General features: G+C 39.1%; 14 protein-coding genes. 4 read left to right on the top strand and 10 right to left on the bottom strand.

The annotated features are described in order from the left end of the window. Window positions 1-139: 139 nt before the first annotated feature. From AC0C45_RS08870 to AC0C45_RS08855, 4 genes are all read left to right on the top strand, one after another. Window positions 140-946: a MurR/RpiR family transcriptional regulator gene (locus AC0C45_RS08870; protein WP_472928043.1), complete on the top strand. Its 807-nt coding sequence runs from the start codon at window positions 140-142 to the stop codon at window positions 944-946. A gap of 22 nt (window positions 947-968) precedes the next feature. Continuing rightward, window positions 969-1796 carry a GNAT family N-acetyltransferase gene (locus AC0C45_RS08865; protein WP_257062999.1) on the top strand — a complete coding sequence of 276 codons (828 nt, stop codon included), beginning with the start codon at window positions 969-971 and terminating at the stop codon, window positions 1794-1796. Then, entirely contained in the window at window positions 1793-2902 is a 1110-nt protein-coding gene (menC, locus tag AC0C45_RS08860) for an o-succinylbenzoate synthase (RefSeq protein ID WP_472928042.1), read from the top strand. Before AC0C45_RS08865 ends, menC begins: the two co-directional genes overlap by 4 nt. 431 nt (window positions 2903-3333) lie before the next feature. Next, window positions 3334-4689 carry an arsenic transporter gene (locus tag AC0C45_RS08855; RefSeq protein WP_045294673.1) on the top strand — a complete coding sequence of 452 codons (1356 nt, stop codon included), beginning with the start codon at window positions 3334-3336 and terminating at the stop codon, window positions 4687-4689. Between the two features lie 528 nt (window positions 4690-5217). Here AC0C45_RS08855 and AC0C45_RS08850 read toward each other — a convergent pair. The 10 genes from AC0C45_RS08850 to AC0C45_RS08805 form a co-directional block, all read right to left on the bottom strand. Next, on the bottom strand, window positions 5218-5421 hold the full coding sequence (locus AC0C45_RS08850) for an IDEAL domain-containing protein (RefSeq protein ID WP_016766443.1): 204 nt from the start codon (window positions 5419-5421) through the stop codon (window positions 5218-5220). 49 nt (window positions 5422-5470) lie between these two features. After that, entirely contained in the window at window positions 5471-5638 is a 168-nt protein-coding gene (locus AC0C45_RS08845; protein ID WP_016766442.1) for a Fur-regulated basic protein FbpA, read from the bottom strand. 381 nt (window positions 5639-6019) lie between these two features. After that, complete coding sequence (locus AC0C45_RS08840) at window positions 6020-6862, bottom strand: aldo/keto reductase (RefSeq protein WP_472928041.1); 843 nt, start codon at window positions 6860-6862, stop codon at window positions 6020-6022. 183 nt (window positions 6863-7045) lie between these two features. After that, window positions 7046-10360, bottom strand: coding sequence for an Ig-like domain-containing protein (locus tag AC0C45_RS08835; protein ID WP_472928040.1), 3315 nt, complete (start codon window positions 10358-10360; stop codon window positions 7046-7048). Between the two features lie 217 nt (window positions 10361-10577). Beyond that, window positions 10578-11453, bottom strand: a complete 876-nt coding sequence (locus tag AC0C45_RS08830; RefSeq protein WP_472928039.1) for an N-acetylmuramoyl-L-alanine amidase family protein — start codon at window positions 11451-11453, stop codon at window positions 10578-10580. Between the two features lie 196 nt (window positions 11454-11649). Beyond that, a complete protein-coding gene (locus tag AC0C45_RS08825) occupies window positions 11650-12114 on the bottom strand; it encodes a C40 family peptidase (RefSeq protein WP_016766438.1) in 465 nt (154 codons plus the stop codon). Window positions 12115-12343: 229 nt separating this feature from the next. Next, window positions 12344-12478, bottom strand: a complete 135-nt coding sequence (locus tag AC0C45_RS08820; protein ID WP_412999492.1) for a hypothetical protein — start codon at window positions 12476-12478, stop codon at window positions 12344-12346. Between the two features lie 144 nt (window positions 12479-12622). Continuing rightward, window positions 12623-12802: a YfhD family protein gene (locus tag AC0C45_RS08815; protein ID WP_013055768.1), complete on the bottom strand. Its 180-nt coding sequence runs from the start codon at window positions 12800-12802 to the stop codon at window positions 12623-12625. A 149-nt stretch (window positions 12803-12951) separates the two neighbouring features. Then, entirely contained in the window at window positions 12952-14223 is a 1272-nt protein-coding gene (locus tag AC0C45_RS08810; RefSeq protein WP_074894094.1) for a cation:dicarboxylate symporter family transporter, read from the bottom strand. A 216-nt stretch (window positions 14224-14439) separates the two neighbouring features. Continuing rightward, complete coding sequence (locus tag AC0C45_RS08805) at window positions 14440-15363, bottom strand: response regulator (RefSeq protein ID WP_034653912.1); 924 nt, start codon at window positions 15361-15363, stop codon at window positions 14440-14442.

The raw sequence follows: 15363 nt of genomic DNA, 5'->3' as shown, positions 1-15363 counted from the left end.
TGAATAATGGCATTTATTTTTGAATAATCAATTTATTATATCACGAGGGCTTCTTTTTATTTTGAAACAGCGATTGAAATGAAGTTAAAAATGCATTAATATATTTTTATGAAGTTATAACTTCTTTTTAGGAGGCTATATGAATCCATCATTTCAAGAATTAATTAAACATAAATTTCCTGACCTTTCTCGCGGTCAAAAAAAAGTGGCGGAGTTTCTCGTTAATTTTACGGAAAAAGGCTCGCTGTACACGGCTGGGCAAATTGGCAAAGAAGCAGGTGTCAGTGAAACAACCGTTATTCGTCTAGCTTACGCACTTGGGTTAAATGGTTTTTCCGATTTACAGGAGCTAATGCGAAAAGAATGGCTTTCTTCTGCCGAATCAAAAGAAGCAGCTAGCAAGCCTGCAGCTGCTTCTGCAGCAGAAGAAAAGAAACCTTTTAATGAATGGCTTTCCCCTGTTGACGAAAAGGAATTATCTCAAGCTGCAGATGCGCTTATCAAAAGTGATCAAGTGTATATTGCAGGTTTCCGCGAATCTCATACGGCAGCTTACTGGCTGTATTATAAAATGAATCAGCTTCGCAATCATGTTCTTTTATCTTTTCCAACAGGATTTTTGCTTGAAACGCTATGCAATCTTACTAGTGAATCTGCTGTTGTTGTATTTTCACTGCCGCGCTATACAAAAGAAGCGCTTGAAGCAGCTCAGCAAGCTAAAAAACAAGGAGCGAAAGTAATTGCCATTACAGACCGCCGTCTGTCTCCGGTAGGTCAAATCGCTGATATCACGCTTTTAGCCGGCACAACCGAACATATTTTATCGCTTCTTGCCCTATCTCAAATTGTCATTAGCAGCATGCAAAAAAGAGATGAAAAAACGGCTGGAAAAAGACAGGAACACTTGGAAAAGCTCTATGCTGAGCAAAACATCTTTTTAGAATAGATAATAGAAAGGAAGTAAACATATGACTGAAGCTTTAACGATTCGTTCACTTACCACAACCACTGAACTAGAAGACGTACGCGCATTAGAAAGCCGCGTCTGGGGAGAAGAAGAAGCAACGCCCGTTCATCAAACCTTGACCGCTGTTAAAAACGGAGGTCTTGTTCTCGGTGCGTTTCTAAATGAAAAGCTGATTGGCTTTCAGTATAGTTTTCCAGGGTTTGACGGAAATTGCGTCTACTTATGTTCTCATATATTAGCAGTTGACCCTGCCTATCGCAGCATGGGTATCGGAGCTAAGCTTAAGTATGCTCAGAGACAGGAAAGTAAAAAAAAGGGTTATTCATATATCAGCTGGACGTATGATCCTCTAGAAAGCGCGAACGGGTATTTAAATATTGGAAAGCTTGGAGCCGTTTGTTCTACCTATATTGAAAACTGCTACGGAGACATGAATGATCCGTTAAATGCTGATTTGCCTTCTGATCGATTCGTTGTGGAATGGGCATCCACAGAAGATACGAAACGAGCTCAGCCTCTCCATACGCCAGATCAAATGATGGAGGCATCGCTTACTCAATGGACGTTAACGGATCAAGGGGTTCCTTCTGTTACAGGTATTGATGAAAGATGGTTGAATCGTGACTTCGTGTCTGTAGCTATTCCGGCTGCTTTTCAGCAAATGAAAGAAGTCTCTCCTTCTCTTGCATTAGACTGGCGTATGCGAACAAGACGCGTATTTCAAACGTGTTTTGCAAAAGGATTCCAAGTAACAGGTTTTATGAAGCATCCAGAGGGCAGCACGCCCGTTCATTTTTATATTTTAACGAAAAAAGAGGTGCAAAAATGAAGATCAAACGCGTTATTTTACGGCATTTAAAAATGGATTTACTTCATCCGTTTACGACAAGCCTTGGAAAAGAAGTGGATCGAGATTTTATTTTAGTAGAAATTCAAGACGAAGACGGACGATCCGGCTGGGCTGAATCCGTAGCGTGCGCGGATCCTTTTTATAAAGAAGAAACGCTCAAAACAAACTGGCACATCATGGAGGATTTTTTAATTCCTTTGCTTCAACAGAAAGAAATTCAGCATCCTGACGAAGTATCCCAACGCTTTGCTCATATTCGAGGCAATTACATGGCAAAAGCGGCGTTAGAAGGCGCAGTTTGGGATTTGTATGCGCGCAGGCAAAACCTCTCTCTATCTAAAGCGCTAGGAGGCAGTAAAAGTCAAATTGAAGTTGGTCTCAGCGTTGGCATTCAGCCTACGATTGACGAAACGCTTCGAAAAATTGAAGCCGGCTTGAATGAAGGATATAAGCGGATCAAAATTAAAATTAAGCCGGGCTGGGATCTTAACTTGACGCGCGCAGTTCGAAACGAGTTCCCTTCTATTCCCCTGATGGTTGATGCGAACTCTGCTTATACGCTTGCAGATGCTGATCACCTTGCTCAGCTTGATGAGTTTGATTTAATGATGATCGAACAGCCGTTGGCTCATGATGATTTAATTGATCACGCTGAACTGCAGGCCCGCATGCGCACGCCCATTTGCTTAGATGAAAGCATTCATTCAGCTGAAGACGTTCGAAAAGCTATTAAACTTGGAAGCACACAAATTATTAACATTAAAATTGGACGAGTAGGCGGACTAACAGAAGCCAAAAAAATTCATGACCTTTGTCAAACTCACGGTGTGCCCGTATGGTGCGGCGGTATGCTGGAATCAGGTATCGGACGAGCACATAATATTTCCATTACCACACTTGCCAATTTTACGCTTCCCGGAGATACAGCTGCATCCTCTAAATACTGGCCGCGTGATATCGTTCATCCGGAAATAACGGTCGACAACGGTATTATTTCCGTTCCTGATACACCAGGCATCGGCTACGAACCTGACCACGATCAGATAAAAGCGCTAACTTTATACGAAAAAGTCTATACTTGCTAATCTTGAACGGGCTGGAACAAAAGTATGTCAGCTGAAGGAAAATCCGAACGATGAATGGTTCGGATTTCTTTATTGATATGGTGAGCGCAGGTTTCATGTATATAGCGGCTTCTATCTGTACACGACGAAGACTCCTGCGGGACAAGCAGAAAGCAAAGGCTGGCATGGAAATCAACAGCACTTTAAAAAGCAATGCCTACTAGCTCCTTTATCCGATTGATTTCTCTTTAGATTGGATGGGTTTAGTTATGTCCCAGCCTCTTTTTTATAGGCTCCTCTCCCGAGGTGATACGTGCCTTGGCAAGATAAACAAACATATTAGCAAAAATGGTCTTATGCACAATCCTTCTAGTAATAAATGAATATAAATAGAGTGTAAGGGACATGCAAGGGTATATTCATTACAAATTTTAGAAGAAAGGAGCATACTGATGAATATTGAAATTGGAATTGCCATTTTCGTGTTTACAATGACAATGCTCGTCATTTTTTGGAGGCCAAACGGCATCAACGAAGCATGGCCGGCAGCCATAGGAGCAGCCATTATCCTGCTTACAGGAATTGTATCCAAATCAGACATCGTTGATATTTTCGGAAAGATAAGCGGCGCTTCTATCACCATTATTGCCACCATTGTCATGGCCGTCATATTAGAAAGTTTTGGATTCTTCCACTGGGCAGCTGCACGACTAGTGAGTTTATCCAAAGGCTCAGGGTACCGATTATATTGGTACATTCAACTGCTGTGCTTTTTAATGACTTTACTATTTAATAATGACGGCAGTATTTTAATTACCACTCCAATTTTAATTCTACTTTTGAAAAACCTTCAGCTAAAACCCCACCAGCAGATCCCCTACCTTTTAAGTGGAGCGCTTATTGCTACCGCTTCCAGCGCGCCTATAGGTGTAAGTAATATTGTCAATTTGATTGCCTTAAAAATTGTTCATATGTCGCTTTATATGCACACAGCGATGATGTTTGTACCGGCGACACTTGGTTTATTATTTATGTCTTGGCTCATGTATACGGTCGTAAAACGCCATTTGCCAAAAAAACTGCCGCATGCTTCAAAAGATATAGAAGAGAGTTTCTTTACGAAACAGTTTCACCCCTTAAAAGGAAGCATTTCTGTTGAAACAAAACGTAAACGCACACAATTTATGCTGAAAGTTTTATTATTTGTGTTTGTCATGCGCTGTCTCCTATTTGTCGCCTCTTATTTCGGCATACCAATCGAATTGGTTGCTGTACTGGGCTCACTGATCTTACTTATTTGGAGATGGTATCACTTACGTACAAACCCGATTGATATTTTAAAGAAAACCCCGTGGCACATTTTCGTTTTTGCATTTTCAATGTACGTTATTATTTACGGATTGCATAACGTAGGATTGACAGAGCTACTTGTAAAAATTTGCGAACCAATTGTGAATCGAGGGCTTTTTGAAGCAAGCTTTATCATGGGCGGACTTGTTTCCATTCTCTCTAACTTGTTTAACAATCACCCTGCCTTAATGGTCGGAACCATTACCTTGACTGAAATGGGGCTCGATCCTATTACTCTTAAAACCATTTATCTTGCTAATATTATTGGAAGTGATATGGGCTCGCTTTTATTGCCGATTGGAACACTGGCTTCTCTTATTTGGATGCATATTTTAAAAGAAAATCATATCAAAATAAAATGGAAAGATTATTTAAAAGTATCACTTATCGTTATCCCGCTTACCACCATCGTTACGCTTTTCCTCCTATTCTACTGGGTTCAGCTCATTTTTTCTTAATATTGATTTACAGGACGGATTGTACTCTTTTGAAGCTTACAGTCCGTCAGAAATAAACAAATGTCTCTCATAAAAATCCAATAGATTTTTCTATTGTTTTTTCATAGATACACATTCACCTAATAAAAACATTTTTTTACATTCACTAATTATTTAGAACAATTTAAAAAGAAAATCAATAAATATATTGAATCGAATTTCCTTCATGTGATAAGATATGGTTATATTGTTACTTTAACAATACATAGAGCGAATGAATTAGAAAATATGCAGTTGCATAGAACTTTCTAAACCCCACACGCAACATTTAGAGAGTGACATTCATTTTCTCAGTAACACCCATACCTTTCTGAAAAGAGTGAGTACATTAGACTTGCTCTTTTTATCTGTTTACTAGCAAGGTGCACTTCTTATGTAAGGCCTTGTTTTGCAATGAGACAACAAAAAAACAGGTAACTAAGCATGCCGCTTCTTACCTGTTTTTATATGCTAAAATGATAAAATCAAATTCTATCGCGCGAACGCTCTTTACGAAATTGATTTTAATTCTTCAATTAATTGAAAAAATTTCTCTTTGTTTCTTTCTTCTAATGTTTGATCGACTTCACGTAAAATTTGATCTCTTCTAAAATCTCGGATAGCCTTATTTAATACCATTTTAGCAAATATAGAATCGAGGATATCCATACGGATGGGCTGCGAGTCTGTCGGGTGCTTTTCGATATAAATCAACTCCTATCCTTTCCTCTATTATAACAAATTCTAGCAATGTATCAAAATTTCATTGAGATATGCGCTGTTGTGCAACGGCTTCGTATTCTGATTCTAGTTCTTGAAGCGTAAGCTCGTATAGCTGCTTATTTCCTTTTTTATAAACCCCTGCATCCAGCAATAAATCAATCATTGATGTTTTTTTACATTGTATGTGAGAGTAAGCTTGTTTTGTCATCGTTACACCGCCTATTTTACACTTGAAAATGAAATGATTTCTCTATCTTTCACGACCTTTCTTTATCATACAGCCCGTCCTTTAGCTTACTGTGAAGAAAATGTTAAATTTATGTAATAATGCATAAAAAGAGGCCGGGACATAACTAAATGAATCCAACCTAAAGACGAACAAATGAGATACATGAGCTGCACCGCTTATGACACCGCCGTTGATTTCCATGCAAGGCTTCGCCTTGCTCTTCAATCAACAGCTGGAAGGACGAAACAGATGAAGCTGTATTCACCATAAAAAAAACGAACCACTCATCAAACTAGTTGATCAATGGTTCGTTTTTCACTTGGGCTAAAATACTTTTGTCCCAGCCTATTAGTTCTTCTATTAAAAATCAAAATTGTCCGGATCTGGACCTACTCGGTGATTTTGATTTAATCCATCAATTTTGCTTACATCTTCAGCATCCAATTCAAAATCAAACACAGATGAATTTTCAACAATACGGTGCTCTTTTGTTGATTTTGGAATCGTTACAACTCCGTTTTGCAGATCCCATCGCAGAATGATTTGAGCAACTGATTTACCGTGTTTTTCAGCAATTTCTTTTAACACATCGTTATCTAGCAATTCTCCTTGCATAAGCGGAGACCATGCTTCTAGCTGAATATCGTGCTTTTGACAAAAAGCATGCAGCTCTTTTTGCGTCAAACGAGGATGATACTCAACTTGGTTAATAACAGGCTTAACGTCTGTATCTTTCATTAAGTCTTCTAAATGATGAATTTGAAAATTACTTACACCTACAGCTCTTACTTTTTCTTCTTTATAAAGCGTTTCTAATGCTTTCCACGCTGCTTTATACTTACCTTCTACCGGCCAGTGAATTAAGTATAGATCCAAATATTCTAAGCCAAGCTTTTGTAAGCTTGTTTCGTAAGCAGCGAGCGTCTCTTCATAGCCTAAATCTGCGTTCCAAACTTTTGATGTAACAAAAATGTCTTCGCGTGAAAGACCTGCTTCTTTTAGACCTTGGTGAATTCCTTCCCCTACACCTTCTTCGTTTCCATAAATAGCTGCCGTATCGATGCTGCGGTAGCCTTTGACGATAGCTGTTTTCACCGCGTTCACTAATTCAGGCCCTTCTTCTACTTTAAATACACCTAATCCAAACCACGGCATTTTGACTCCGTTATGAAGTGTTACTGTATCTTGCAAATGATTACTCATTATAAAAAACCTCCTGCTAATTTCTTTACATTTGTTATTATGAAACAGAAAAAAAGAAAAAGATAGAACCCACTTTAAAGTAAGTTAGGCACTTCAAAGTTCTAAGGTAACTTTTTAGTAACCTTCTATCCCACTTAAAAATCCCTAAAAAAAGAATCCTCCGCAGAGAATTCTTTTTTGTTTTTATTTAACGTTTATATTGACTGCTGAACTTGTATTTCCAGCGGCATCTTTTGCCGTCACAGCCAGCTTTACGCCTGCTTTTTGTTTTGGAATAGTGACTTTAAACTGTCCTTTGCTATCTGCTTTGCCCGATGCGATCAGTTTTGTACCACTTTTAATCATAACCACGGCATTCGCTTCCGTTTTTCCAGAGATAAACGTGGACAAAAACGTAACGGCATTCACTGCCGGAGGTGCCGGCGGGGTTGTGTCTTGCACTTTTACAATTTTATACGGGCTGTATCCTACTTTATTTTGCAGCACGGCCGTTACTTCTGTTCCTGCTTTTTGAGCAGGAATTTTCACGCTGAACTTGCCGTTTCCATCAATTTTTCCACTCGCAATAATTTTTCCGCCTACTTTAATATAAATAGACGCATTTTTTTCTCCTGTTCCCGTTACCGCTGTACTTTTTTCAGTAAGCGTATTAACGGTTGGAAGCGCTGGTTTTGTCTGTACGGCACTAACCGTTACAAACGTGTTGGAGCTGTAGTTATTAGCTGCATCTTTTGCAATAACAGCTAATTTTGTAGCAGCAGGCTGCTTTGGAATCTTGATGCTGAACGTTCCATCCGATTTTGCATTTCCTTTGCCAATTACTTTTTTATCAATTTTCACATGCACTTCTGCGCCCGCTTCTGTGCTTCCTGTTACGACTGTATCTTGATTGCTTACAGCGTTTACTTTTGGTGTAACGGGTGCTGTTTTATCCTGCACGATTACGGTTACAGCTGGACTTACCCCCGCTGTGTTTCCAGCCGTTACAGACAGTTTGCTTCCTGCTTTTTGTTTTGCAATCGAGATGCTGTATGTTCCTTTAGCATCTGCTTTACCAGCTGCAAGCTGAAGACTTCCGTTTTTAATGATAACCGCCGCGTTTGCTTCTGCTGTACCCGTAACGGCTGTACTTCGATCACTCACTTCATTAACTGTCGGTTTTACCGGAGCTTTTTGCTTTGCTGCAACGATTACAGTCGATTCAGAGCTGTTATTTCCTGCTGCATCTTTTGCTTGTACGCTTAGCTTTGTATTCGCTTTTTGCAGAGAAATGGCAACAGAAAACGCTCCGTTTGCACCTGCTTTAGCCGTTCCCGCATTTGTTGTTCCGACTTTTACAGTAACCGTCGCATTTGCTTCTGCTGTACCTGTAACTTTTGTATCTCGATCACTTACTGCGTTTACTTTTGGCGCAGCTGGTGCCGTTTTATCCTGTACGGTTATCGCAGTGGCTGAACTTGTTCCACCTGCATTTTGAGCCGTTACGGACAGCGTGCTTCCTGCTTTTTGTTTCGCAATTGAGATGCTGTAATTTCCTTTGGCATCTGCATTGCCTGCTGCAAGCTGAAGACTTCCGTTTTTAATGATAACCGTCGCATTTGCTTCAGCCGTTCCTTTAAGCATTGTGTCTTGATCACTTACTGCATTTACTTTTGGTGCAAGCGGTGCTTTTAACGTAGATTTAACCGCAAAAGAAGGAGCTTGACTTTCGTTTCCTGCTTTATCTTTTGCACTTACCGCTATTGTTGTTCCACCTATTTGTACTGGAATTGAAACAGTAAATGTACCGTTACCATCCGCTACTGCAGAGAACGTTGCAACGCCTGCTTTTACCGTCACGGCGGCGTTTGCTTCTGTTACGCCTGTTACGGTCGTATCTTGGTCACTTACTTCATTTACAATTGGAACAGAAGGCGGCGTTTGATCGGTTACGGTCACTACTGTGGCCGTGCTTTCATTTTGAGCTGCATCTTTAGACGTTACCGATACTTTTGTATCTGCTGGCTGCTTGGCAATCGTAATTGTAAATTTTCCAGCTTCGTCAGCAAGACCCGTTCCAATTACTTCATTTTCCACTTTTGCAATAACAGAAGCATTTGGGTCTGTCACGCCCGTAAGCGATGTTTGATTGTCTCCTAGTGCATTAACTGAAGGTGCATCAGGCGCAACCGTATCTTTTGGTGCTTCTTGCTCCTGCTCTTTTCGCGGATATTTAGTTGTATAAAAACTTAAAAGAGTAGTGGTTGGATAATAAAAATCTAAAATTTCACGATAGTCTTTTCCTATGCTTGCCATTTTTTGAGCACCGTATTGACTCATTCCAACACCGTGTCCATTTCCTTTACCATTAAAAGTTGTTGATGTACTTGTTTCATTTGTTTCCGTTACAAGCAGACTAAGCATCGCACGGCTGTTTAACATCGATTTTAGCTTCGCCGATGTTAAATCCTTTAATTCCAAATGATGAACCACTAGTTTTTGCGAACTGTCTACATCTCCTTTAACGAGGTAGTCCACTGTAATTGCACCTTTCGTCACACGGCCTCCTGATGAAGGAGCATAAAAGCTCACCTTTGGAATAGACGTAATTTTAATGGTTTTACCAGGATGCTTATTGGCTACTAACCATGACTTCAAATTATCCGTAACGGTTTTATCTTTTTCAGAAACCATATTCCACCAAGCGCTATAGTTAGCTAAATCTTTTCCTGTTAAATCAATTTGCGTTTTTTGAATAGCTAACGTCCACGGCGTCTGCTTATCGTATGGATCTTCTTTCACCGGGAAATAAGAAAGCTGAGTTCCTCCCCAGGCATTGCTGTTTGATTCGGTTCTTCCGCCGTTGCTTGATGAGAACACGGCGTTGATTAATTTATTGTTGTAGGTGACTACTTGTCCGAATGTCTGATCTACTGCTTGGTTTGTACTGTCATACCACGTATAGCCACCGTACACTTGATAGCTTACCGTGTCATTGATTACTTTTCCTGCATAGCTCATTGCGTATGTTCTTGCTGCTACCGCCTGAGTTTTTAAGGCTTGCAGATTCCAAGATGTATAGACCTCATTTGGCACAACGCCTTTTAAATAGTCTTCAATCGGCAGCGTATTAACAGGTCTGACGTACGTTCCTTTTTCATTTGTAAACGCAACGTCCCCTAAGTACTGTCTGCCGTTAATAGATACGGGATTTTTATAAAGAGACGGTGTAATTTCAAAGCTTGTAAATTCACCTAAGACAGTGCTTCCTTGTTTTAAAGTGACACCTTGAGTTGTTGCTGTTACCGTATACTCTGTATTTGCATTTAAGACCAAATCCGAGTTTTTAATAGTGTATAAATAAGACGGCTTAATTGTAATTGCATGATGATCTCCTAAATAGTTTACTAATTTTACAGACACAACTGGTTCTACCGTTTCAGCTTTCACGCTAGCAAGCGGCGTGAATTGAAACAGCAGTATGCTTAGTACTAAAGCAAATGCCGTTAACTTTCTCATCTTGTTCCCCCATTTTCATATACTGTCTAACGCATTTTAATATCACTTTCTATATCGACACAGTTCTATAAAAATTAAAGCATTTTACCTAGTTTTCTTTTCTGCTCGTCCATTTTTTTGTCGAAAAAACGCTTTTTTATATCATATGAAGGACAAAAAAAACGTGTGACATAAATCAATTGATTTAGTCACACGCTTTTATAGGTCTTTTCACCTTTTATTTTTTCATTTCTTCATATGCCACGATACCGTCTGCAACATGATTCATCAGCTTTGTAAGGTAAGCCTGATCAGACAGGTTCCGGTCTTCTTCTGGATTCGTCATATACCCCAGTTCAACTAGCGTTACGGGTACAGTCGACCAGTTAAATCCTGAAAGATCACTGCGATAGCGAATGCCGTCTGCTTCGACAAACTGATCTTTTTTCACCTCTGTCAGAATAGCTTGAGATGCCTGCAGACTGCTTTGATAAATAGACTTTGTATAGGAATTATCTTCTGCAGGAGTAAGCACAGAAAATCCTTTTACAGAAGCATTTTCAGAACCATCTGCATGTATACGTACGTGCAGATCAGCTTTTGAATTATTCGCAAGCTCCGCTCGTTCCCGGTTGCTGATATCTACATTATCAGAATTTCGAGTAAGCTTTACGGTTATTCCTTTTTCTTCGAGCAGCTGTTTTAATATCATAGAAGCTTCCAACGTCAGCTTGTATTCCGGCTTCTTGGTCACTACGCCTGATGTGCCTCCGGAAACCTTTATTTTTGTTTCTGCTGATCCTGGTCCGATTGGCTCTTTCTCCAGGTTAGCCTGAGATTGATGACCAGGGTCAATGTAGACTAAAAAAGAAGGAGGATCCGCTTTTTCAGGCATGTTGTTTTTTACATTTTTCACTTCATTACCTGCTTCATGAGGCTGTACTGCTTGGAACTGTGAGATCGGCTGCTTCACTCTTTCTCCCTGCGCATGAGCTTTTGGTACATTTCCGCTAACGACGGCTTTCTCTGTTTGACCTTTCATCATAAAGAAAAATGAGAGTACTGCTACTATTGCAACAATACCTATTCCATAACTCCATACTAAGCGCTTCATCTTCGCTCACCAGACTTTCGAATAGAGTGGGATATTCCTTATGTTAAAGTACAAAATGTGTTAACGTTATTATCTCATAGAATATGGATTTTTTTGTATAAAACGTTAAAAATAATATCGGCAATACGTTACGTATATACCAACAAAAAACAACACTACATAATGTAGTGTTGTTTTTTAAAAAAATGACGGATGGTTAAATCCGTTTTGCACCAATATAACGTGCTTTCCAGTAGCTGTTGCTAAGAGATGTAATCGTCACGCCTTTAGATGTAGAAGCTTGAAGAAACTGATTATTTCCTAAGTACACGCCTACATGTGAAGGACCTTTTTTATACGTTTGAAAGAAAACTAAATCTCCTTTTTGAAGCTTTGCTTTTGAAACGCTTGTCCCTACTCGATACATTTGTTCCGTTGTGCGCGGAAGTGTTTTTCCAGCTTTTTTGAAAATGTATTGAATAAATCCCGAGCAGTCAAAACCTTTTGTTGTTGTGCCTCCCCATTTATAAGGAACACCCATTAATTTTTTACCAGTAGCAATAGCCGTGTCCTTGTATGAATATGACGCTGCTTCTACTGTTTGAGCAGGTGCAATAAACGGACTGGCTCCGCTAAATAAGACTGCCGCTGCCGTTATAGACCCAATGATGGCTTTTTTCATTTTTCTCCTCCATTATGTAACCGAACGTTACGTTTCTATGAACTTATTTTTCAATATGTTCGGTTTAATTATAATGAAAAAAGCCTCAAAAACTATTACGCTATGATTAAATAATGTTACAAAATGGTTACTTAGGAATTTTTATCTTTAGATATGTATAAAAGAGGTTGAGACATACCTAAGTCAATCCAATTTACAGACGAATAAATGAGCTAGTATGAATCACTTGTTACTCGGCAGTTGATTTCCGTGCAAGACTTCGCTTTCCGCGGGCGGGCGCTGAGCCTCCTCGTCGCGTACGCTCCTGTGGGGTCTTACCTATTCCGCTTTTCCCGCAGGAGTCTTCATCTTGCCCTTCAATCAACCACTAGAAGCAACTACATAAACGAAAACTACGTTCACAATCACAATGAAAAAATCCGAACGAGTTGGGTTCTTAATCAAGAATCTCGATGCATCGTTCGGATTTTCCTTAAACTAAAACACTCTTGTCTCAGCCTTTTTTCTTTTACTTTTCTTTTTGCTGTTTCAAAATTAAGTCCTGTTTCGCTTTAGCATCATGATGCTGCGCTAATTCACGTGAAAATTCTTCATTTGCTTGATCCGGAGCAATTTTTAACTCTTTTGGTGTTTGAGGCAGTGACCCTTTGTTGTTATGTGATGATTTGTGATTATTTGCTCTTCCCATGTTGAGACCTCCTTGTATCAATCATTTGTTTTTCATCTTTAGTTACTATTCCCAACTTTTCAAAGCAAATTCAAACGAAAAAAGATCCGAACGAATAATCGTTCGGATCTTTCTTCAACTACAATGCTTTTGTCCCACACTCTTTGTTGTTACGATACTTTTTTTGTTACTTCGTTAATATAAGCTTTCTTGTGTTCGTCGTTAAATTGTCCTTCCCACTTCGAAATCACGATTGCGCCAAGTGAGTTTCCAATTACATTTACCGCTGTACGTCCCATATCTAACAAACGATCGATTCCAGCGATAAATGCAAGCCCTTCTACCGGAAGTCCTACAGATCCAAGCGTTGCAAGCAGTACAACAAACGATACGCCCGGAACTCCTGCAATTCCTTTAGATGTAACCATTAAAATTAATATCAGTGAAATTTGCTGTGTGATGCTCATATCAATACCGTACATTTGCGCGATAAAAATCGCAGCAAGCGCTTGATAAAGAGTAGATCCGTCTAAGTTAAATGAATATCCCGTCGGAATAACAAAAGATGTAATGGCTTTAGGACATCCGAACTTTTCCATTTTCGCAATAATACGCGGTAATACTGTTTCTGAACTTGCAGTTGAAAATGCTAATAGCAATTCATCTTTTAGCACTTTTAATAAGTGGAAGATGTTAACGCCAGCCCATTTAGCTACAAGTCCTAGCACAACTAATACAAAGAAAATCATTGTGCCGTAAGCAACAATTACAAGCTTACTAAGCGGAATCAGAGACGCTAGTCCAAATTTTGATACCGTTACACCGATTAATGCAAATACGCCAAACGGTGCAAACTTCATAACTAAATTCGTTACCCAAAACATCGCTTCTGCCGTGCCTTCAAAAAATCTTAAAACCGGCTTGCCTTTTTCACCGATTGATGCAATTCCAAGTCCAAATAGGACCGAGAAGAAAATAATTGGCAGCATGTCGCCTGCAGCAATTGACTCAAATACATTCGTTGGAACGATGTGAACAAATGTTTCTACAAATCCTTTTTGCTCTGTAGCTTCTGCCGTTGATGTGTAGCTGCTGATATCTGATTTTTCAAGACCGCTGCGGTCCACACCAGTACCAGGGTGAAGCAAGTTAGCTGCTAATAAGCCTACAACAATAGCAACCGTTGTAATGATTTCAAAGTAAAGAATTGTTTTTCCGCCTAATTTACCAAGCTTCTTAATATCACCAACACCCGCAACGCCCACAATGATACTAGATATAACAATCGGCACCACGATCATTTTAATTAAATGAATGAATACGTCTCCAATTGGCTGCAGCACTTCAACTGCTTTAGGATTTCCGTAAAAAATAGCCCCTACAATAATACCTGCAATCAAACCAATTAAAATTTGTCCTGCTAATCCAAGCTTTTTGAACATATCTTTGCACCTTCCTTCTTTTTTCTAACAGCTCAAAGCTGTTTATTTGCACTTAATGTATTCAACAGATACAATTCCATTAAGAACTGTTTATTAAGTAGTTCTTTTATTCATAAGATTACATTATCATAGGCATCACAAAATCTAACAAAAACCTACTGAAACTAACAAAAAGTTTTTAGAAAATTACAAAATGAAAACGCTGTATTTTTTTTACTACAGCGTTTGTTTAACTTCATAATAGAGCATTTGGATAAATTTTTTTACGTTTATACGACTCGGAGTGCTGCTTTTTCCCGTGCCTTTTTCTATATCTCTCATGCGCTGATGCACCATTGAAAAATCGAAAAACTTAGAAGCATAATTTTCAAATTTAGGATTAAAGAAGTCAACCATGCCAAGAGAGGTCAAATGATTTAAAGACTGATAAATAGCTCTTCTTACTCGCTGCTCAGCTGCTTTCATTTCTTTTTGCAGCACGTCTTCTGAAAAAGATGAACCAAGCTTTCTCACGGTAATTTTCTCAAAAATTTCTTTGAGAGAAGGAAAATGCTGTTCATACATGGTGCTTTTTTCCGTTTGATGCAAGTAATTGATGATTTCAATCAAATCTTTACTTCCGCTTTCCCCTAAAATCCCAAGTTCTCTTAAAAGAAACCTGCAGGCTTCTGCCGGATCGCTTTCTTTTTTACCAAAAGAAGGCGTTTTTTGCTGATTTCCTACATTAAGTACGGTATTTAACGATTCTTGAATTTTCTCCATTGATTGTTGAACATGAATTCGTTCAATTACTTTTTGAATGACCATAAGCACTTCCATACGATTAAGCGGCTTCGTGATATAGTATTCAATGCCAAGCGAGTAGGCTTTTCCAATCAAATCTTTCGTTTCTACCTGTGACATCATAATAATTTTCCCTTTAAAACTATCCTTTATTTTGCGCACGGTTTCGATTCCGTCTTGAATCGGCATTAATAAATCAATAAATAAAATATCGATCTGCTGCAATAAAGAAACTTGATCATTTAACACGATCCCGTCTTCTCCTTCTCCTATAACCTCCCCTAGATCATTATCTTCAATAATTTCAGCTAACATTGAACGAAAGACTTCGTCATCATCTATGATATAAAATCGCAT

Source organism: Priestia sp. VA7 (assembly GCF_055710015.1).
The sequence above is the reverse complement of the archived record's forward strand: the minus strand, read 5'-3'. Positions and strand labels throughout refer to the sequence as shown.